At 68.6% G+C, this 19,657-nt stretch carries 16 protein-coding genes; 6 read left to right on the top strand and 10 right to left on the bottom strand.

Going from position 1 to position 19,657, the window contains the following annotated elements; all coding sequences use genetic code 11:
- Nucleotides 1–22: 22 nt before the first annotated feature.
- The 3 genes from ACIP5T_RS08075 to ACIP5T_RS08065 are packed head-to-tail and all read right to left on the bottom strand — an operon-like array spanning nt 23 to nt 3,962.
- Nucleotides 23–1,243, bottom strand: coding sequence for an acyl-CoA dehydrogenase family protein (locus ACIP5T_RS08075; protein ID WP_400862135.1), 1,221 nt, complete (start codon nt 1,241–1,243; stop codon nt 23–25).
- A complete protein-coding gene (locus ACIP5T_RS08070; protein WP_400862133.1) occupies nt 1,243–2,469 on the bottom strand; it encodes an acyl-CoA dehydrogenase family protein in 1,227 nt (408 codons plus the stop codon). Before ACIP5T_RS08070 ends, ACIP5T_RS08075 begins: the two co-directional genes overlap by 1 nt.
- On the bottom strand, nt 2,466–3,962 hold the full coding sequence (locus ACIP5T_RS08065) for an LLM class flavin-dependent oxidoreductase (RefSeq protein ID WP_400862131.1): 1,497 nt from the start codon (nt 3,960–3,962) through the stop codon (nt 2,466–2,468). Before ACIP5T_RS08065 ends, ACIP5T_RS08070 begins: the two co-directional genes overlap by 4 nt.
- 179 nt (nt 3,963–4,141) lie before the next feature.
- Between ACIP5T_RS08065 and ACIP5T_RS08060 the strand changes: the two genes are divergently transcribed.
- The 4 genes from ACIP5T_RS08060 to ACIP5T_RS08045 all read left to right on the top strand — a co-directional run bounded on the left by ACIP5T_RS08060 (nt 4,142) and on the right by ACIP5T_RS08045 (nt 9,015).
- Complete coding sequence (locus ACIP5T_RS08060; RefSeq protein WP_400862129.1) at nt 4,142–5,488, top strand: ABC transporter substrate-binding protein; 1,347 nt, start codon at nt 4,142–4,144, stop codon at nt 5,486–5,488.
- Complete coding sequence (locus ACIP5T_RS08055) at nt 5,481–6,392, top strand: carbohydrate ABC transporter permease (protein WP_400862127.1); 912 nt, start codon at nt 5,481–5,483, stop codon at nt 6,390–6,392. Before ACIP5T_RS08060 ends, ACIP5T_RS08055 begins: the two co-directional genes overlap by 8 nt.
- The gene (locus ACIP5T_RS08050) at nt 6,385–7,203 is read left to right on the top strand and encodes a carbohydrate ABC transporter permease (protein ID WP_400862126.1); all 819 of its coding nucleotides are present in this window, start codon (nt 6,385–6,387) and stop codon (nt 7,201–7,203) included. Before ACIP5T_RS08055 ends, ACIP5T_RS08050 begins: the two co-directional genes overlap by 8 nt.
- A gap of 138 nt (nt 7,204–7,341) precedes the next feature.
- A complete protein-coding gene (locus ACIP5T_RS08045; protein WP_400862125.1) occupies nt 7,342–9,015 on the top strand; it encodes an Ig-like domain-containing protein in 1,674 nt (557 codons plus the stop codon).
- A gap of 65 nt (nt 9,016–9,080) precedes the next feature.
- On the opposite strand, the gene ACIP5T_RS08040 is transcribed toward ACIP5T_RS08045, so the two are convergent.
- Entirely contained in the window at nt 9,081–9,623 is a 543-nt protein-coding gene (locus tag ACIP5T_RS08040) for a small multidrug efflux protein (protein WP_400862124.1), read from the bottom strand.
- Between the two features lie 155 nt (nt 9,624–9,778).
- On the opposite strand from ACIP5T_RS08040, the gene ACIP5T_RS08035 reads away from it, so the two are divergent.
- Nucleotides 9,779–11,002, top strand: coding sequence for a sensor histidine kinase (locus ACIP5T_RS08035; RefSeq protein ID WP_400862122.1), 1,224 nt, complete (start codon nt 9,779–9,781; stop codon nt 11,000–11,002).
- Nucleotides 10,999–11,601, top strand: a complete 603-nt coding sequence (locus ACIP5T_RS08030) for a response regulator (protein WP_400862120.1) — start codon at nt 10,999–11,001, stop codon at nt 11,599–11,601. Before ACIP5T_RS08035 ends, ACIP5T_RS08030 begins: the two co-directional genes overlap by 4 nt.
- Nucleotides 11,602–11,806: 205 nt before the next feature.
- Here ACIP5T_RS08030 and ACIP5T_RS08025 read toward each other — a convergent pair whose 3' ends face one another.
- The 6 genes from ACIP5T_RS08025 to ACIP5T_RS08000 form a co-directional block, all read right to left on the bottom strand.
- A complete protein-coding gene (locus ACIP5T_RS08025; RefSeq protein ID WP_400862119.1) occupies nt 11,807–12,505 on the bottom strand; it encodes a cation transporter in 699 nt (232 codons plus the stop codon).
- Entirely contained in the window at nt 12,505–12,837 is a 333-nt protein-coding gene (locus ACIP5T_RS08020) for an ArsR/SmtB family transcription factor (protein ID WP_400862117.1), read from the bottom strand. Before ACIP5T_RS08020 ends, ACIP5T_RS08025 begins: the two co-directional genes overlap by 1 nt.
- Nucleotides 12,838–12,926: 89 nt before the next feature.
- Nucleotides 12,927–14,684: a malto-oligosyltrehalose trehalohydrolase gene (gene treZ, locus ACIP5T_RS08015; RefSeq protein WP_400862115.1), complete on the bottom strand. Its 1,758-nt coding sequence runs from the start codon at nt 14,682–14,684 to the stop codon at nt 12,927–12,929.
- Nucleotides 14,681–17,029: a malto-oligosyltrehalose synthase gene (gene treY / locus ACIP5T_RS08010; RefSeq protein WP_400862113.1), complete on the bottom strand. Its 2,349-nt coding sequence runs from the start codon at nt 17,027–17,029 to the stop codon at nt 14,681–14,683. Before treY ends, treZ begins: the two co-directional genes overlap by 4 nt.
- Nucleotides 17,026–19,236, bottom strand: coding sequence for a glycogen debranching protein GlgX (gene glgX / locus ACIP5T_RS08005; RefSeq protein ID WP_400862111.1), 2,211 nt, complete (start codon nt 19,234–19,236; stop codon nt 17,026–17,028). The genes treY and glgX overlap by 4 nt, the downstream gene beginning before the upstream one ends.
- On the bottom strand, nt 19,233–19,517 hold the full coding sequence (locus tag ACIP5T_RS08000; protein ID WP_311258965.1) for a hypothetical protein: 285 nt from the start codon (nt 19,515–19,517) through the stop codon (nt 19,233–19,235). Before ACIP5T_RS08000 ends, glgX begins: the two co-directional genes overlap by 4 nt.
- Between the last annotated feature and the right edge of the window lie 140 nt (nt 19,518–19,657).

Genomic DNA, 19,657 nt, shown 5'->3' with positions numbered 1-19,657 from the left:
AGCGCTGACGGTGGGCGCGGCCCTAGCGCTCGGCCGCACTCGCCTCCAGAGCCTTCGCCTGCCCGACCGACCAGACGAACTCGGGCGTCCGGCCGTTCACGGCGTGGTCGCCGAGCTGCCGGGCCTTGAAGATCCACGGGTTGTGCGACGACACCGTGCGGGCGTTCCGCCAGTGGCGGTCGAGAGCGGTGCCCGACCGCACGGCAGAGGCGCCGAGCGTGTCGAACAGGCGAGAAGCGGCACGGGGCACCAGATCGGTGAGCACGATCTGCGCCTGCGCGGAGCGGAGTTCGGCCGCGATCACGGCATCCTCGGTCTCCGGCGTCCCCAGCACGTCCGCTGCGTGCTGCACCGCTCGAGCGACATCGAGCACGAGCGCCCTGGCCGTCGCGGTCGTCGCCGTCAACTCGCCCACGATCTGCAGGATCTGGGGGTCGTCGGCCACTCGTTCGGCACTGCCGTGGCTGTAGGTGCGAGTGCGTGCGCGCACCTGGGCGACCGTGTCGCGTTCGATCGCGGCGGCGATCCCGGCCAGCACCGACAGGAGTGTGAGCTGATAGACCGCCGTCTGGAAGGGGAACCGAGACGTGAACGGCTCGACGTCGTCTTCGTCGACCGAGGCGTCCGTGAACACTGCCGTGCCGGTGCCTGTCAGGGGCTGCCCGAAGCCGTCCCAGTCGTCGGAGATCTCCACTCCGTCCTGATGCCTGCGGATGAGGGCGGTCACGGTCTCGCCGTCGAGATCGACGGTCGCGTCGATCCACTCCGCGAAGATGCTGCCCGTCGTGTAGAACTTGCGTCCGTCGACACGCCAGCTTCCGTCGGGGCGCCGGGTCACGCGTGTTGCATTCGTGCCCACTGCGGCGGCGCCGTTCTCCGACCACGCATTGCCGACCAGCTCTCCGTCGGCGATGCGCTCGAGCCAGCGGGATCGCCGCTCGCTCGGCGCCGCAGCCAGGATGTGCTCGACGTAGGCGATGTGTCCGCGAAAGATCTGCGGAAGGTTCGAGTCGGCTGCGGCGAGCTCGATCAGCACCTCGGCGAAGGACTCCCAGTCCAGCCCGAACCCGCCATGCTCGATCGGCAGCCTGAGCCGACCGAAGCCGTCGGCGCGGAGGCGGGCGATCTCGGCGAACGGCAGCTCGTGATCCTTCTCTCGCGACACCGTGCCCGCACCGATCTCGGCGAACACGGGGCGCAAGCGCTGCCGGGCGGCGTCGAGTCGACGCGTCTGCTCGCCCATCAGGTGTACAGCGAGATCGGCTGGAGCTCGCGGTTCAGCGTCCAGGCGCCGACCTCGAGCTTCTTGTAGTCGATCGGATCGTGCAGCGAGTGCGTGCGGATGTTCCTCCAGAACAGGTCCAGCCCCACATCCGCGCGGGCTGAGCTCGATCCGGTGATCTCGAAGATCCTGTTCGCGACCTCGATGCCGACCTCGGTCGAGACGACCTTGACCTTGGCGATCTCGATGGCGAGTTCGCCGCGGCGTTCCGCTGTGACGGCGGCGCCCTCGGCCACGACCTCGTCGAAGAGGCGTCCGGCGCGGTCCGCCAGCGCCTCGACCGCTGCGATCCGCGACGAGAACTCGCCGACGACACGCTGCACGAACGGGTCGTCCCGATACGACTCGGCGTGGCTGAGGAACCATGCACGCGGACGAGCACGGACGATGTCGAGCCCACGGGCGAGCGCTCCCTCGGCGACGCCGAGGTAGAGGTTGCCGAAGGCGAGCTGGATGCCGGGCGTGATGAGGGTCGAGAACGGCTCGTCCCCGAGCTCGCCGAGCACGTCGTCGACGGACACGTGCACGTCTTCGAAGCGGACGGATCCGCTCGCCGACAGCCGCTGTCCCAACGCGTCCCAGTCGCCGAGATACCGGATGCCGTCACGGTCGTGGTCGAGCACGACGAACAGCACCTGACCATCGCGCTCGCCGCCGCGGACGAGTGCGGCCGCCAGCACGACATCGCCGGCCGAGGCGCCGGTCGAGAAGCGCTTGAGGCCGTTGAGTCGATAACCCTCACCGTCCGCGGTCAGTTCGAGGTCGGGGTCGGTCGGGTTCACGGAGTCGCCCCACACCCACCGGCCCTCGGTGGTCTTGCGGTGCCATTCCTCCTGCACCGACGGGTCGGCTGCGAAGCCGATGTTGCCCGAGTTGATGTAGTGATACGCGAGGACCTGGGCGACCGATGCATCGGCGCGCGACAGGATGCGGATGACGAGGAAAGCCGTCTCCCAGTGCGCGCCGCCACCCCCGAACTCGGCCGGCTGCAAGAGCGTCACCAGCCCGGCGTCACGGAGCAGATCGAGCTCGATCGCGGGGTCCTGGTTCGCTCGGTCGCGCTGCAGCGCATCGCTCTCGAGCTCGGCGGCGACGCGCTCCGCGACACCGCGCCAGTGCGCGCGCTCCGCGGCATCCGCCGTCCCCGTCCAGTGGCTGCGGTTCGTGGTCTCTGCGATGACGCTCATCGGGCGCCCTCCTTCTCGGTGAGTTCTGTCAGATCGTCGAATTCGGCGGAATCGGCCGCGGCAGCTGCCGCGGCATCCACCAGCGGCCCGCCGAGCGTGCCGTCGAGCGCGGACGCGCCGCCCGCGTACGCGCCGCGATAGGCGTGCGCGGGATGCCACTCCGGCACCACGGGGGAGCCGTCGCCGCTGAGTCGACCGCGCAGCGTGCCTTCGGGGTAGTCGTCCCAGGCGCGCCCGCGGCGGCGCAGTTCGGGCACGAGGTGGTCCACGATGTCCTCGAACGACCCCGGTGTCACGACGTAGGCGATGTTGAAGCCGTCGACGCCTCCGACCTCGACCCATCGCTCGAGCTCATCGGCCACCGTCTGCGGGCCGCCCACGATCACGGGGCCGATGCCGCCGATCCCCACATAGTGGGCGATGTCGCGAGGCGTCCACTTGCGCTCAGGATCGGCCCTGGTGAAGACCGAGAGGGCGGATCGTCCGGCATCCGTGTCGACGTACTCCAGGGGGACGTCGGGGTCGTACTGCGAGAGGTCGAGTCCCGTCCACCCCGCATACAGCGCCAGCGCCCCCTCGACCGAGACGTAGCGGCGGTAGTCGGCGAGCTTCGCGTGGGCCTCGTCGTCGGTCGCCGCGACGACGACCGTGACCAGAGTGAGGATCTTGACCGACTCACGCGGGCGTCCGAGAGCCTCGGCTCGATCGCGGATGTCGTCGGTGACCGGCCGCGTCGCCTCGGGGCGCAGCCCGTTGATGAAGATCGCCTCTCCGTGCTTCGCGGCGAACTCGCGTCCGCGGGGGGAGGCACCCGCCTGGAACATCACGGGCGTGCGCTGCGGACTGGGCTCGGCGAGGTGGATGCCGGGAACCCGGTAGTGCCGCCCCTCATGGCCGATCGGGTGCACACGCGACGCATCCGCGAAGACGCCGGCCTCACGGTCGCGCAGCACAGCATCGTCCTCCCACGACCCCTCCCAGAGCTTGTACGTCACGTCGAGGAACTCCTCGGCGATCTCGTAGCGGTCGTCGTGGGCGATCAGTCCGTCGAGCCCGAGGTTGCGGGCCGCGGAGTCGAGGTAGCTGGTGACCACGTTCCAGCCGACGCGGCCGCGCGTGAAGTGGTCGAGGGTCGAGAACCTGCGGGCGAGAGCGTACGGCTGCTCATAGGTCGTGGCGACGGTCACTCCGAATCCGAGATGCTCCGTCGCGTGGGCCATGGCGGAGATCTGCACCACCGGGTCGCCGAGCGGAACCTGCGTCGCGTCCCCGAGCGCCGTGGCCGCGGAGTCGCGATAGACGTCGTAGGTTCCGAGCACGTCCGCGATGAAGATCGCATCGAACCTGCCGCGCTCGAGGGTCTTCGCGAGATCCACCCAGTAGTCGAGGTCGTGGTATCGATCGGCCTGGTTGTCGGGGTGCCGCCATAGTCCGGGGGCCTGATGAGTCACGCAGGTCATGTCGAAGGCGTTCAGGATGATGCGGCGTGACATGGTGCTCCTCAGGAGATCGGGGACTTCGCGACCATAGCCACTCGAGCAGTGCTGCGACCCGCCCGATGACTCTTCGCGTCGCTCCACGACGAACTGTTACGCCGACGATGCGGCGGCCCGCTCCGGGCTCCTAGCGTGAGCGCCGATCTGCTTCCCGACCCGTTGCCTGAGGAGCCCCCATGCCATTCCTTCCGAGCCCGAGCCGCAGCCGACGCCGCGTCCTTCTCGGTGCCGCCGCACTGACGGCCGCGACCATCGCCGTCGCCGGCTGCGCGACGCAGAGCCCTGAGCCCGGTGGGGCGGGCGCCGACGGGGATTTCTCCGGCCAGACGCTGAACGCGCTGCTCATCACCTCGCACGAGGGCGCGGGCAACTGGCTCAAGGAGCACTTCGAGGAGGAGACCGGCGCAGAGGTCAACCTCACGATCGTGCCCTACGACGAGATCGGTTCGACCCTCGCCCTCGACCAGCAGTCGGGCGCCAACACCTTCGACGTCGCGGCCCCCTGGTACGTCTCGATCGGCGACCTCGCCGAGGGCGGTTCGATCCAGGACCTCACCGACTGGATCGCCGACACCCCCTCGCTCGAGGAGGACGACTTCATCCCCTCGATCAACGACCCGTACACGCTGGTCGGCGACCGCCGCTACGGACTGCCGTTCGACGGCGACACCCACGTGCTCTTCTACAACAAGGAGATCCTCGAGCGGAACGGCATCACCGAGCCGCCCACGACCTGGGACGAGTACCTGGCGGACGTGAAGACCATCACCGAGAACGAGGGTGACGAGGGTGTCTACGGGTCGGCGATCTTCGGCCAGAAGTCTCCGCTGATCCTCGGCGCCGCCTACGCGAACCGGCTGGCGGGCTTCGGCGGCGAGTTCGTCGACGAGGACGGCAAGCCGACGATCAACTCCCCGGAGGCGGTGGCCGCTGCCGAGGCACTGGTGGATGCGGTGCCCTACGCCTTCCCCACGGCTGCCGAGACCGACTTCGGCGTCGGCAACGGCGCCTGGTACGACGGCAAGGTCGGATTCATCGAGAACTGGACCGACCTGGGGGTGGGGTCGGAGACGAACCCCGACTCGAAGGTCGCGGGCAAGTGGGGCGTGACCACGCTGCCCGTCGGCGGCGAGAACACCGAGGCGCGGGCCTCGCTGGTGGCCGGCTTCACGTGGGTCATCGCCGCGAACACCGAGAAGACGGATCTCGCCAAGGCGTTCATCGAGTACGCCGCGTCGAGCGAGGTCAACTCCGAGCTCATCGTCGCCGACCCGCAGACCGGCATCGACCCGAACCGCGAGTCCTCGCTCGAGAGCGAGGCGTACGGCGAGACCTACCCGGACCTGCAGCGAGTGAACCGCACGACGCTGAGCGGATCGCTCGCCTGGCCCACGGGGGAGAACGCCTCGCAGGCGGCGCAGATCCTCACCGACGAACTCGCCAAGCTCATCGCGGGCGAGGGCGGCACGGCTCAGGAGACGCTCGACAGAGTGCAGGCCGAGTGGGAAGAGATCCTTGGCTGACGCCTCTCCGACCCGCGTGCGGAGCGCCCGTCCGTCCGGCCGTCTGCCGAGACGGGCGGGCGCCTCCGCGCTGCTGCTCACGGCGCCGACCATCCTGTCGATCGTCGTGCTCGGGGCCTATCCGCTCCTCTTCGTCCTCGCCGCCGCTTTCACCGACTCGACCCTGGGGCGGCCGTTCCAGGAGTGGGTCGGGACCGCGAACCTGGAGACGATACTCACGGATGCCGATGTCGTCGCCTCCTTCGTGCGGACGGTCGTCTACGCGGTCGCCGTGGCCGTCGCGAGCGTCGTCCTGGGGGTCGCCATCGCGGTCGCGTTGGAGCGGGCGACCCGCTCGGGTGCCGTCGTGCGCACACTCCTCCTGCTTCCGCTGATCACTCCGCCGGTCGTGGTCGGCACCCTGTGGAAGCTCGTCTTCAACCCCGGGGGCGGACTCCTCGCGACCGTGCTGCCCGGCATCTCGCTCGCGCCGCTGTCGAACACGGCGTGGGCGCTGCCCGCGATCGGTCTCGCCGACGTCTGGCAGTGGACGCCGTTGATCGTGATCCTCGTGTACGCGGCGCTGCTCACGCAGGACCCCGCGGTGCGAGAGGCCGCGTCTCTCGACGGCGCCCACGGGGCCGGCCTGTTCCGCGAGATCACCTGGCCCGCGATCGCCGGCACGGTGATCGCCGCGCTCTTCATCCGGCTGGTCATCGCACTGAAGGTCTTCGATCTCGTCTTCGTGATGACCTCGGGCGGCCCCGGCCAAGCGTCCACGGTGACGACGTATCTCATCCAGCAGGTCGCTCTCAAGGAGTTCGACATCGGCCGGGCATCCGCGATCACGATCGTCTTCGCCGTCATCGTCACCGCGGTGACTCTCGTGGTGGTGGCGTTCGCACGGAAGGCCCGACATGACTGATCGACGAATCCGCCTGCGCCCCGTCGCGAGCAGCGTGCTCTTCGTGGCGCTCGCAGTGACCCTGGTTCCGCTCGCCTATCTGTTCTCGGTGTCGCTGATGGGCCGGGATGAGACCGTCTCCGGCGTGCTGTGGAGTGCCGATCCGCAGTGGTCGAACTGGGGCGAGGTGATGGCGACCGACATCCCGCGTTCGATCCTGAACTCCTCGGCCGCCGCTCTCGGCGGAGCTGCCGTCTCACTCGCCATCGCCGTCCCCGGCGCCTGGGCCATCGTGCGCCACAACGCCGGTGGTCGCACCCTCGCAGCGACCCTGATGAGCCCGTGGCTCCTCCCTCCGATCGTCGCCGTGGTCCCGTTGCTCACGCTCCTGCGATCGGTGGGGCTGAACAACACGCTCCTCGGCCTCGCCCTGGTCTACGCCCTCGTCAACGTCCCCGTCGCCGTCTGGCTGCTGGAGGGATTCATCCGCCGGCTCCCCGTCGAGATCGAGGAGGCCGCGCGCATCGACGGCGCGGGAACCCTGCGGATGCTGTGGTCGGTCGTGGTACCGCTGCTGCTGCCGAGCCTCGTCGCGATCGGGATCATCGTCGCGATCCTCAACTACAACGAGTTCCTGCTCGCGACCTTCCTCACTCAGAGCGTGGACTCGCAGACCTTCCCGGTCGCGCTGTCGCTGTTCTACGGAGACCGCACGCCGCACTTCGGCAAGATCGCTGCTGCGTCGTTCATCGGGGTCATCCCGGTCTTCGCCGCCACGGTGTTCTTCCAGCGCTGGCTCGTGGGGGGATTGACGTCCGGGGCCGTGCGCTGAGGCTGCCGACTCCGCAGCGCTCTCACCACATGCTGATATATCGGCGTTGTATACCGGTTGCCGCGTAATCCTCGGGCCTTTTCCTGATCTCTTAGATGGGTCGCGACTGGGAGCGACTCGTATCGGATGGGGAAGACGATGACTGGGGAACGTGGTTTCGTGCGCACGCACGGCAGAACGGTCGGCGCAGCAGCGGCGATCAACGGGGAGATGCACAAGAGGCGGGGGCGAGGTGCCGTTGCGATCATCGTGGGGATGGTCATGGCGGTCGCCGGACTCCTGGGGTCTGTTGTGCCGGCGGCAGCTGCGCCGACGGTCACATACCCCGGGGCGATCGGCAGCGTGTCGCTCGAGAACGAGAACGGCGGAGGACCGCTGGTGCAGTGGCAGACCGTGCGGATCTCGGGAGAGTGGGCCGTACCGGTCGGAGCGCAGGCGGGGGAGACCTTCGGGATGACACTCCCCGCCGAGTTCAGCCGGCAGTCGGCGGGAGAGTTCACGATCGCGGATCCCGTGACGGGTCTGGTCGTGGCGAACTGTGCCGTGGCGGCAGGTGCCGGGCCCGATATGGTCTGCACCCTCACGGAGGCGGTCGAGGGTCTCGAGGAGGTCGGAGGTTCTTTCTGGATGGAGGCACGTGCCTCGCAGACGACGACCAGCGAGACGGTCGAGTTCGACCTGGGCGACACGGTCGAGATCGTCGACCTCCCGGGAGACGGCGGGGTGGTTCCCGAAGACCCTGCGGAAGAGGAAGCGCCCTACAAATACGGCGGAGAAACCGCGACCGACGGAATGCTGAAGTGGGTCATCGGGATTCCGAGCGGTTATGTCGATGACGGGTCCTTCACCATCACTGACACGCTCGACGGGGACCTCACGGGGCATCACTACACCGGTGACGTGAAGCTGATTCAGCGCGCGGTCGTGAATGGCGAGTTCGTCGGGGACTGGAGCGAGGTCGACTCGTCGGCCTACGTGATCGACGTGGCAGACGACGGACGCTCGTTCGAGTTCACGGCATCGGGTCTGCCGGTCGGAGGGTTCGCCTACGAGCTGGTCTACTTCACCCAGGCGGACGCGCCCGTGGCGGAGGGTGACGTCTTCGGAAACCACGCGACCGTCGACACCTTCGAGACATCTGCGACCCACACGGTCGTCGAGTCCGGAGGAGGCGACGGCAGCGGTGTCGCCTACACGACGTTCTCGATCACCAAAGAGGTCACCGGCGCACAGGCGGATGCCGCACGCGACGCGACCTACACGGTGCGGTACTCGGTCAAGGGATCGGATGCGCCGCCCACCACGATGTCTGTTCCCGTGGGGCAGCCGGTGGTCAGCGCGCGTGCGCCCCTCGGCTCGACCTTCGTGATCGAGGAGATCGATCTGCCGGAGATCCAGGGCGTCACATGGGGTGAATGGACGATCGTCGGCGAGGGCGTCGTCGACGGCGGCGACGGTACCTACGAGGTGACGCCGGGCACCACCGCCGGTGTCGAGCTCACGCTCACCAACGTCGCCAACCGCACGCCGGTCGTGACTCCGACTCCGACGCCGACGCCGACGCCCGTCAATCCGACGCCGACGCCGACGCCGGTAACGCCGACGCCGACTCCTACGCCGGTAACGCCGACGCCGACACCGACGCCGGTCACGACGCCGACTGCGACGCCGACCCCGGTCGCCGGTGGGCTTGCTCTGACGGGCGGTGAATCCGGCGCAGCGTTCCTGTCTCTCGCATTCGCGTTGATCGTCGGTGGCGCACTGGCCACAGGTATCGCCGCGAAGCGCCGGTCTAGCGCCGCGCGTCGCTGACCTCCGTCACGCACAGAAGCCCACCCGTTCTTCACGGGTGGGCTTCTGCGCGTCCTGCGCCGGGCTCAGCGGATCGCGTAGACGGCGCTGCCGACGATCACAGCCACGATCGTCGTCCAGCCGATGATCGCGACGGCCTGCCAGATGAGGATGCGGACCTTGCCGACGCCGGCCGCGGCGAGCATCGTGGCGGTGAACTGCGTGGGCAGGAGCAGCGGGCCGAGCAGGCTGACGCCCGGCACGCCGTAGCGCTCGAAGGCCCGCTGGAACTTCTCGCGGCGGGCGCCGCCGCGGTCTGCATCCACGTGGTCCGCAGGCACGGTCTCGACGGCTCCGCTGCCGGCGACCACCGTCTGCCGGGTGCGCGACCGATTCACGATCGCTGTGCGCGCCCCCGAGCTGGCGATGACGAGCACAGCGACGCAGAGGAAGTTGCCGACCATCGCCGCGATCGCCGCGATCACCGGATGGATTCCGCCGATGATGCCGATCGACACGGCCCCTTCGCCCTCGATGAAGGGAATCGCCCCTGCAAGGGCGACGATCAGCGGCTGGACGAGTTCGGGCACCTGGGCGACGAAGCCCTGGAAGGTCTCGATGAGATTCATGGGGTGGCTCCTGCCGGTCTGTGCGTCGGTGTCTCCGTCGCGATGCATCCAGTCCACCGCCTCTCGCCGCAGCCCGACAGTGCCGAAGCGTCACTGCTTTCCGGGTGGTTCGCCCACGGCATCCATGACATGTGTCACGCCCGTATCGTGGGGGCATGCGCAGCACTTCTCCGGTCGTCGATCCCTCCGGCGACCCGCCGCCCGGCGCGCGTCAACTCGCGCGAGGGATCACCGCCACGTGGTGGTACACGTTCTCAGCCGTCGTCTTCCTCGAGCTGTTCCTGGTGCTCGTCTGGACGCTCCAGGCCCTCTCCGTGCCCGGTGATGCGACGGCGGTGCTCGTCGTGGGCCTCGGCGGCGCGGTCTGGTGGGTCTCCACTACCGTGCTGCTCACCGACTACCGTCATCGGCTGGACGCGGAACCCGGCATCGCGTGGACGCGCATCGCGCTGCCACTGCTGGCCGCGGTCGGCTATGGCGTCGCGGGCGGGCTGGCGATCGACAGCTGGCTGCTCGCCGTCATGCCCATCGCCCAGTCGGTGTTGCTGCTCAACTGGCCCAAGGGCGTGCGCCTGCGAATGGTCGCCCTGACCACCGTGCTGCTCGTGCTCGTCGCGGTCGCCGACGCAGCGCGAGGTGCCGCCGAGATCGGCCTCCCCGGCTGGATCCCCGCTCTCTACGCGATCCTCATCCCGGCGATGTCGGTGAGCTCGCTCTGGTGGTGGGACGTGCTGGTCACCGTCGATCGCGCCAGGGCATCGGAGTCCCGCCTCGCGGCGACACAGGAGCGACTTCGGGTGGCCACCGACGTGCACGACCTCCAGGGGCATCATCTGCAGGTCATCGCGCTGCAGCTCGAACTGGCCGAGCGCCTCATGCGGATCGATCCCGATGCCGCTCTCGATCAGCTGCAGGCGGCCAGAGTGAGCGTCGACGAGGCCAGGCAGGGCACCCGTGACCTTGCCACGCGGTTCCGTTCGGTGCCGCTGGGGGACGAGGTCGCGAACGCGCGAGACCTTCTCGCCGCGGCCGGACTCGATGTCGAGGCCGAGATCGCGCCGGATGCCGACGATGCGCCGTCGTCAGCTCTCGGACCCGTGATCAGGGAGACGACGACCAACGTCCTGAGGCACGGGGCCGGGCGCCGCGCCCGTCTCGCTCTCGGCCGGGTCGCCGACGGGTGGCGCTACGAGGTCGCGAACGATATGACGGACGGCGTCGGAGGAGAGCCGGTGGGGTCGGGGCTCGACGGAGTGAGAAGACGCATCTCGGAAGCCGGCGGAACTCTGGAGATCCGGGAGGACGCGGGTGAGTTCATCGTCTCGGTGACGGTCCCGGCATCTGAGGGGCAGCTCGCCGACGGGGAGGGGCCGAGATGATCCGGGTGCTCCTCGCCGACGATGAGGGCATGATCCGTTCGGCCCTCGCCGCTCTGCTGCGCCTCGAAGGCGACATCGAGGTGGTGGCCGAATGCGCCGACGGAGAGCAGGCGCTCGCCGCTGCGCTCAGGTTGACGCCCGACGTCTGTCTGCTGGATCTCGAGATGCCGGGGTTGGACGGCGTCGAGGTCGCCGAGCGGCTCAACCGAGCGATAGCCACCCGTTGCGTCGTCGTCACCCGGCACGCCCGCCCTGGAGTGCTGCGTCGGGCGCTCGCGTCCGGTGTCGCGGGGTTCCTGCCCAAGTCCCGAGGGGCCGATCAGGTCGCCGACGTGATCCGCAGGGTCGCGGCGGGAGCTCGCTACGTCGACCCCGAGATCGCGGCAGATGCTCTCAGCGACGAGCGGTCGCCTCTCACCGATCGTGAGCTGGATGTGCTGCGTGCGGGGCGTCGGGGAGAGACCACGACTCAGATCGCGAGGGTGCTGTCGCTCGCTCCGGGCACGGTTCGCAACCACATCTCCGCGGTGCTCGCGAAGCTCTCGGTCGGCACACGGCAGCAGGCGGTGCTGATGGCGGAGGAGCGCGGCTGGATCTGATGCCAGGACGCAGGATCCGTTGAAGAACAGGAGGGCGGGTGGGGCCGTGGGAGGTCCCCACCCGCGAGCCGCTCAAAGGGGAGAGTGCGGCCCAGACCGGAAGCGGGCTCATGTTCCCCCAGGCCGGCTTCTGGTCTCATGTGCAAGACCCCGGATACGGCCGAACGTGACGCTGAGGTCGGAATCTCGCTGACGTTCTTTCGGGTCACTGCTCACGACGCGGGGCGTCGTCGTGCGTGTGGTCGTCGTGCGCGTGGTCGTGTTCGTCTTCCAGGATCATGCCGACGGAGGTCGCGCAGGCGTCGCCCTTCCAGGCTTCCAGGCCTTCTCGAACAGCGAAGACGGCGATGACGAGTCCGGCGACGGCATCCGCCCACCACCAGCCGAGCAGACTGTTGAGAGCCAGTCCGATGAGCACGGCGGCCGACAGGTAGGTGCAGATCAGCGTCTGCTTCGAGTCGGCGATGGCTGTGGCGGATCCGATCTCGAATCCCGCCCGCCGCTCGGCCAGAGACACGAGCGGCATGATGATCACGCTGAGCGCCGTCAGCACGAGACCGACCGTGCTGTGCTGGGGCCGGTCGCCGCCGAGCAGCGACATCGCCGACGACGCCGCGACGTAGACCGCGAGTGCGAAGAACGCCACGGCGATCACTCGCAACGTGGGCTTCTCCCAGCGTTCCGGGTCGCGTCGCGTGAACTGCCAGGCGACGGCGGCGGCCGACAGCACCTCGATGCTCGAGTCGAGTCCGAACCCGATCAGCGCGGCAGACGAGGCGGCCGATCCCGCGGTGATCGCGACGACGGCTTCGATCACGTTGTAGACGATCGTGAACGCCACGATGAGCCGGATGCGGCGGTGCAGCGTCGCACGCCGCTCGGGCGCGAGAGCGGTCGGTGACATCAGCAGGTGCACCCGTCTCCGTCGCAGCAGTCCGGTTCGACGATCAGCATCACTCGCATCAGCTCGTCGAGCGCTGCGGCGAGGTGCGGGTCTGCGAGCGCATAGCGGCTGCGGCGTCCGTCCGGAACGCTCTCGACGAGTCCGCATCCGCGCAGACATGCGAGGTGGTTCGACAGGAGCTGACGGCTGACCCCGAGCTCCTCCGCGAGATCGGAAGGATAGGCGGGCGTCTTTCGGAGCGCCAGCAGGATCGCTGCCCGAGTCGTGTCCGACAGCGCATGCCCGAGACGGGAGACGGCGGCGGTATGGGTGAGCGAGGCGGTGAGGGTCACGCTACGACTGTACACAGAACCGTGAATTCAGGAAAGCATGAACTCAGACGTCCTCGACCTCGCGCACGACTCACGCCTCCTGGCACAATTCAGCGCGGCGGAGCGACGATCGCCGCGGACTCGGGCGGAAGCGCGATGGTCCGCGCCATCATCCGACCGGGTGCCGTCTCCAACAGGATCCGCGAATCGGGGCCGAGTTCGAACTCCACCTCTTCAGGGGTGAGGTTCACGAGCACTGCGAGGTCGCCCCGCTCGATGCGGTAGGCCCGGTGCTCCGGTGCGCCGTCGAGGTGTGTGACAGAGACGACGTTGTGCGACATCTCGGAGTCGGTGAGCTCAGGCACCTCTCGCCGCAGAGCGATCAGGCGTCGATACAGATCGAGCATGCGGGCATGCTGCGGCGATCCGACCTCATTCCAGTCCAGCCGCGATCGCTCGAAGGTCGCAGGGTCCTGCGGGTCGGGCACTGCGGCCGGGTCCCATCCCATCCGCCCGAACTCCGCGATCCGCCCCTCCGCCGTGGCTCGCGCGAGCTCGGGCTCCTTGTGAGACGTGAAGAACTGCCAGGGAGTCGAGGCTCCCCATTCCTCGCCCATGAAGAGCATCGGGGTTCCGGGAGCGGTCAGCGTCAGCACTGCGGCGACCGCGAGGCGATCTGACGACAGCGACGCGGTCAGCCGGTCTCCGGCCGCGCGGTTGCCGATCTGGTCGTGGTCCTGCGCGAACGTGACCAGACGCCAGGCGGGAACGCTCGAAGGCAGCGGAGCGCCGTGCGTTCGTCCGCGGAACGACGAATACGTGCCGTCGTGGAAGAACCCGCCCTGCGTCACCTTCGCGACAGCCTCGGGCGCCGCGAAGTCGGCGTAATATCCATCCGTCTCCCCGGTGAGCGCGACGTGCACCGCGTGATGCCAGTCATCGGACCACTGCGCGGTGAGCCCGTACCCGCCGGCCTCGCGGGGGAGGACCATGACGGGGTCGTTGAGATCGGATTCGGCGATCAGGCTCAGGGGGCGGTCGAGCTCGCGCGACAGCTCATCGACGCGTGCGGACATCTCGTGCAGAAGATGCGGTGTGCTCTCGTCATGCAGGGCGTGCACGGCGTCGAGACGCAGACCGTCGACATGGAAGTCGCGCAGCCACATCAGGGCGTTCTCCAGGATGTACTCGCGCACAGCGGCCTCGTCGAGGTTGACCGAGTCGCCCCACGCGGTGTGCTCGCCCTCGCGCAGGTAGGGGCCGAACTCGGGCAGGTAGTTGCCGCTCGGGCCGAGGTGGTTGTAGACCACGTCCTGGATCACCGCGAGACCACGGGAATGGGCGGCGTCGACGAACCGCTGGTAGGCGGCCGGTCCGCCGTACCCCTCGTGCACGGCGTACCAGAGCACACCGTCGTACCCCCAGTTCCAGTCACCGCTGAACGCGTTGACCGGAAGAAGCTCGATATGGGTGATCCCGAGGTCGACGAGGTGATCGAGACGGCCGATGAGCGAGTCGAGCGTGCCATCCGGTGTGAAGGTGCCGACGTGCAGCTCGTAGATCACTCCGCCGTCGAGCGGCTTCCCTCGCCAGTCCGTGTCGCTCCACTCGAAGCGGGCGGGGTCGAACAGCGCTGAGGGCCCGTGCACGCCCCGCGGCTGTCTGCGTGACCGGGGGTCGGGGCGCAGTGCGGTGCTGTCGTCGAGGAGGAAGCCGTAGCGCTCGCCCTCGGCCATCGCCACGTCGGTGCGCCACCACCCGGACCCGTCATCCGCGGGCTCGAGGTCGTGTTCCGAGATCGTCGTGCCGGCAGGGGTCAGGCGTCGCAGTCGCACGCTGTCGGCGCGCGGAGCCCACACCGAGATCATCGTTCATCCACCAGAAGCGCCACGGGATACGTGTCGAGCAGGTCGGCGAGGCGGATCGGTCCGCGGTCGAACCGGCGACCCGTGATCGCGTCGGTCGTGGGCAGCTCTCGGCGCAGCAGCACAGTGTCACCCCACCCGCCGCGACGCGTGAGCCCGACCGGCAGACGCGTGGCGACCGCGAGCACTCCGCCCCGGTCCATGGCGACCGCATGATCCGATGCGTCGCCGGCGACGACGGCGGGGCGATACCGGTAGAACAGCTCGGGGTTGTCCCGCCGCAGACGCAGCGTGCGCGAGGTGACGAGCAGCTTCGCGAGACCGGAGTCGTCGACAGGAGGGAGGACGCCGCGGGCGACGTCGTCGTCGAGCTGCCCGAGCATCGCCGAACGCGCGGCGAAGTCCACCGGCCTCCGGTTGTCGGGGTCGACGAGAGAGTGATCCCACAGCTCGGTGCCCTGGTAGACGTCCGGCACGCCGGGGGCAGCGAGCTGGAGGAGCTTCGCGGACAGCGAATTCACCCGGCCTTGGTCGACGATCTCGCTGACGAATCCATCGAGGATGGTGCGGGCCCGCCCGTTCGCTGCCTGCGCGATCGCCTCGACGCCCTTCTCGAACTCGAGATCCGGATGCTGCCATCCGGTCGCCTCTGCGGCTTCCCTCGCCGCTTTCAGGCCGTAGGCGAGCAGTCGCTCCGAAGAGATCGGCCAGGCGCCGACGGCCGCCTGCCAGAGCAGCGAGTCGAGGGGGCCGTGTCCGGTCGAGGCGACGGCCCGGAGTTCGCCCAGGGCCTCAGCCCAGCGATCCGGAATCTCGGCGAGCACCGAGAGGCGTGCGCGGACGTCCTCTGATCGCTTCGTGTCGTGGGTCGACAGCGCCGTGAGCGAGTGCGGCCACGACGCCAGTCGTGCCCGCTGCGCGTCGTGGAACTCTTCGACCGGGACCGAGTCGATCGACGGATCGCCACCGACCTCGGTGAGGGTTCCGAGACGGGTGTGGCGGTAGAACGCGGTGTCCTCCACGCCCTTGGCCATCACGGCTCCGGTCACCTGCGGGAAGCGCTGCGAGACCTCGAGCGAGGTGTCGAGCAGCAGCGGCGTCAGCTCGGCGATCGATGCCGCGAGGTCGGGGCGTCGACGCGAGGCGTCCTCGACCGCGTGCTCGAGGTGCTCGCGCCCCGCCGGCAGGTACGACCGGTAGACGGGGAAGCTCGCCACGATCTCGGCCAGCGCGTCTTCCGCGCCGACCACGCCGAACGGCAGCGCCCGCACCAGGCGGCGCACCTCGGACTGCAGCAGCTCATCCGCGATCATCCGCTTGGTCGTGTGGATCAGGTCATGCCAGGGTTCCGCCGGGGGCAGGCCGGTCTCCGAGCGCAACTGCGCATCGAGCCGATCGAGGGCCGCGACTCCGTCGCCGTCGATCAGGACGCGGTCGATCTCGCCCATCGCGTCGTAACCGGTCGTGCCATCCGTGCGCCACCACGACGGCAGCTGCTCGCCCGGTTCGAGGATCTTCTCGACGACGGTGTATGCGCCGCCGGTGACGTCTGCGAGCCGCTCGAGGTAGCCGCCGGGGTCTGTCAGGCCGTCGGGGTGGTCGACGCGCAGGCCGTCGGCCAGCCCGTCCGTGATCCACCGGGCGATCTCTTCGTGCGACTCGTCGAACACATCGGGGATCTCGACGCGGATGCCGGCGAGCTCTGATACGGCGAAGAAGCGGCGGTAGTCGAGGTCGGTGTTCTGATCCTCCCAGAACCGCAGCTCGTAATGCTGGGCATCCAGCAGGCCGGGCAGGTCGTCCGCGAACTCGCCCGAGCCCGGTGCCAACGGCAGCACGTGGTCGAAGTACGACAGCGTTCCGTCGGGGGCATCGTCGGCGGGAGTGGTGTCGACGACGATGTCACCGGCTTCGAGGACCTCTGAGAGCGACGAGCCCAGGATCGGCAGTCGTACCCGCCCCTCCGACAGCCGTCGGTCGACGTCGAACGCCACCGCGTGCCGTGATGCGCGTCCGAGCCTCAGCAGATCCCACCACCAGATGTTGGCGCGGGGGATCGCCACGCCGACGTGGTTGGGCACGATGTCGACGAGGATGCCGAGTCCGGCTGCGCGGGCGGCGGCGGCGAATCGCTTCAGGCCCTCCGGGCCGCCGCGGTCGTCATCCACCCGGGAGTGGTCGACGACGTCGTACCCGTGGTCCGACCCCGGCACGGCGACGAGGAGCGGTGAGAGGTAGGCCCACGACGCCCCGAGATCGGCCAGATACCTCGTGACCGATGCCGCGTCGTCGAGTGTGAAGCCGGAGCGGATCTGCAGCCGATAGGTCGAGAGCGGGCGATGCGTCATCGAGGCAGCTCCGGGGTGGGAGCCGGTGACGGGGCCTCGGACTGCTCGGTCTGAATGCGCAGCGACGCTTCCACGGAGTTGTCCGTCGACACCACCGTGCGGTCGACATCGCGCAGCACGATCAGCGAGTGCGCCTCGAGCGAGACCGAGGCACCCGGGTCCAGCGATGCGCCGTCTGCTCGCTCGCCGGCCGTGTCGATCATGACCTCCCACGCGTGTCCGTGCCGCTCGTCGGGAAGCGCGACCTCGACAGCATCCGTCCCGCTGTTGAAGTACACGAGGAAGTTCTGGTCGGTGACGGGCCGACCGCGCCGGTCCTTCTCGCGGATGCCCTGACCGTTGAGGAAGACTCCGATCGCGAGACCGAAGCCGGAATCCCAGTCCTCCGGCTCCATACGGCGGCCGTCCGGACGAAGCCAGACGACGTCCGGAACGCGCTCGCCGTCCTCCGACCGCACCGGACGACCGTCGAAGAAGCGGCTGCGCCGGAACGTCGGATGGTCGCGGCGAAGCCGTGCCACCGCTGCCGTGAACTCCACGAGCGGCAGGTCGGCTGACTCCCAGTCGACCCAGGTGAGCTCGTTGTCCTGCGCGTACCCGTTGTTGTTGCCATTCTGGGTGCGGCCGAGCTCGTCGCCGTGCGCGATCATCGGCACCCCCTGCGACAGCAGCAGGGTGGCGAGGAAGTTGCGCTGCTGCCGGGCGCGGATGCGGTTGATCCCCTCGTCATCTGTGGGGCCTTCCGCGCCATGGTTGTCGGAGCGGTTGTGCGATTCACCGTCGGCGTTGTCCTCGCCGTTGGCCTCGTTGTGCTTCTCGTTGTAGGAGACGAGGTCGCGGAGCGTGAAGCCGTCGTGAGCGGTCACGAAGTTGATCGATGCGACAGGGCGTCGACCGGAGTGCTCGTAGAGGTCGGCCGAGCCGGTGAGACGAGACGCGAATTCGCCGAGCGCCTGAGGCTCACCGCGCCAGAAATCGCGCACCGTGTCTCGGTACTTGCCGTTCCACTCGGTCCACTGCGGCGGGAAGTTGCCTACCTGGTATCCGCCGGGACCGACATCCCACGGCTCGGCGATGAGCTTCACCTGAGAGACGATCGGATCCTGCTGCACGAGCTCGAAGAAGGCCGCGAGCCGGTCGACGTCGTAGAACTCGCGCGCGAGAGTAGAGGCGAGGTCGAACCGGAAGCCGTCGACGTGCATCTCGGTGACCCAGTACCGCAGCGAGTCCATGATCAGCTGCAGCGCGTGCGGGTTGCCGGCATTGAGGCTGTTTCCCGTGCCGGTGTAGTCGGTGTAGTAGCGGCGATCCTCTTCGAGGCGGTAGTAGGCCTCGTTGTCGATGCCCCGCATCGAGAGCATCGGCCCCATGTGGTTGCCCTCGGCGGTGTGGTTGTAGACCACGTCGAGGATGACCTCGATGCCCGCCGCGTGCAGCGCGCGCACCATGGCCTTGAACTCCTGCACCTGCTGACCGTGCTGCCCGCTCGACGAGTAGTCGTTGTGCGGTGCGAAGAAGGCGAGGGTGTTGTAGCCCCAGTAGTTGGTGAGGCCCTTCTCCTCGAGGGTCGAGTCGTAGACGAACTGGTGCACCGGCATCAGCTCGATCGCGGTGATGCCGAGGTGCACGAGATGATCGATCACCGAGGGGTGACCGATCGCCGCATACGTGCCGCGCAGCTCCTCGGGGATATCGGGGTGCAGCTCCGTGAGTCCCTTGACGTGCGCCTCGTAGATCACGGTCTGCGCGTAGGGGGTCTTCGGAAGCCGGTCACCCGCCCACTCGAAGAACGGGTTCACGACCACGCCCTTCACCATCGTCGCGCCGGAGTCCTCGTCGTTGCGGGAATCAGGATCGCCGAAGTCGTAGCCGAACAGGGGCTGCCCCCACTCGACCCGACCCGCGACCGACTTCGCATAGGGGTCGAGGAGGAGCTTGTTCGGATTGAAGCGCTTTCCCTGGGCGGGGTCGTAGGTGCCGTGCACCCGGTATCCGTACAGCTGTCCCGGCTGGACGGAGGGCAGGTAGCCGTGCCACACGTACGCGTCGACCTCTTCGAGCGGCACGCGCTCTTCGGAGCCGTCGTCGTCGAACAGGCACAGCTCGACACTCTCGGCGCCCTCGCTGAACAGGGCGAAGTTGGTGCCCTGACCGTCGAAGGTCGCGCCGAGCGGGTAAGGGGAACCGGGCCAGATGTCGCGGCTCACTGAGCGCGCCGCTTCGAGACGGCGCGGTGCAGGACAGTCCGCACAGCGTCGTGGAAGTCGTGCACCTGAGCGATCTCGTCGGCGTGGTGATACGGGTGGCCCACGTAGCAGACGAAGACCGGATGCACGTGCTCGACGTATCCCACGGGGCCTTCGTGGAGCACGACGTACCGATCGAGATCGACACGTTCGTAGAGGGGCTCGGCCGGCGTGGAGGCTGTCATGGGAGCCTGGCCGTCCGCGGGCTTGTGGTCATGCGCGGTATGGGTCTTCGCAGTCATGAGGGCTCCTGTTCTGTTGATGGGCTCCACGCTAAGAGATTCGAGTTCACAGCGGAATACCATTGCCTCCGCGGGATGAACGCGCTATGTCGTGAGACGCATGTCCGGGCAGTGCAATCACCCCGCGGTCACCTGCGAGA

It is taken from the genome of Microbacterium sp. NPDC088619, from assembly GCF_044752825.1.
Lineage (GTDB): Bacteria > Actinomycetota > Actinomycetes > Actinomycetales > Microbacteriaceae > Microbacterium.
The sequence above is the reverse complement of the archived record's forward strand: the minus strand, read 5'-3'. Positions and strand labels throughout refer to the sequence as shown.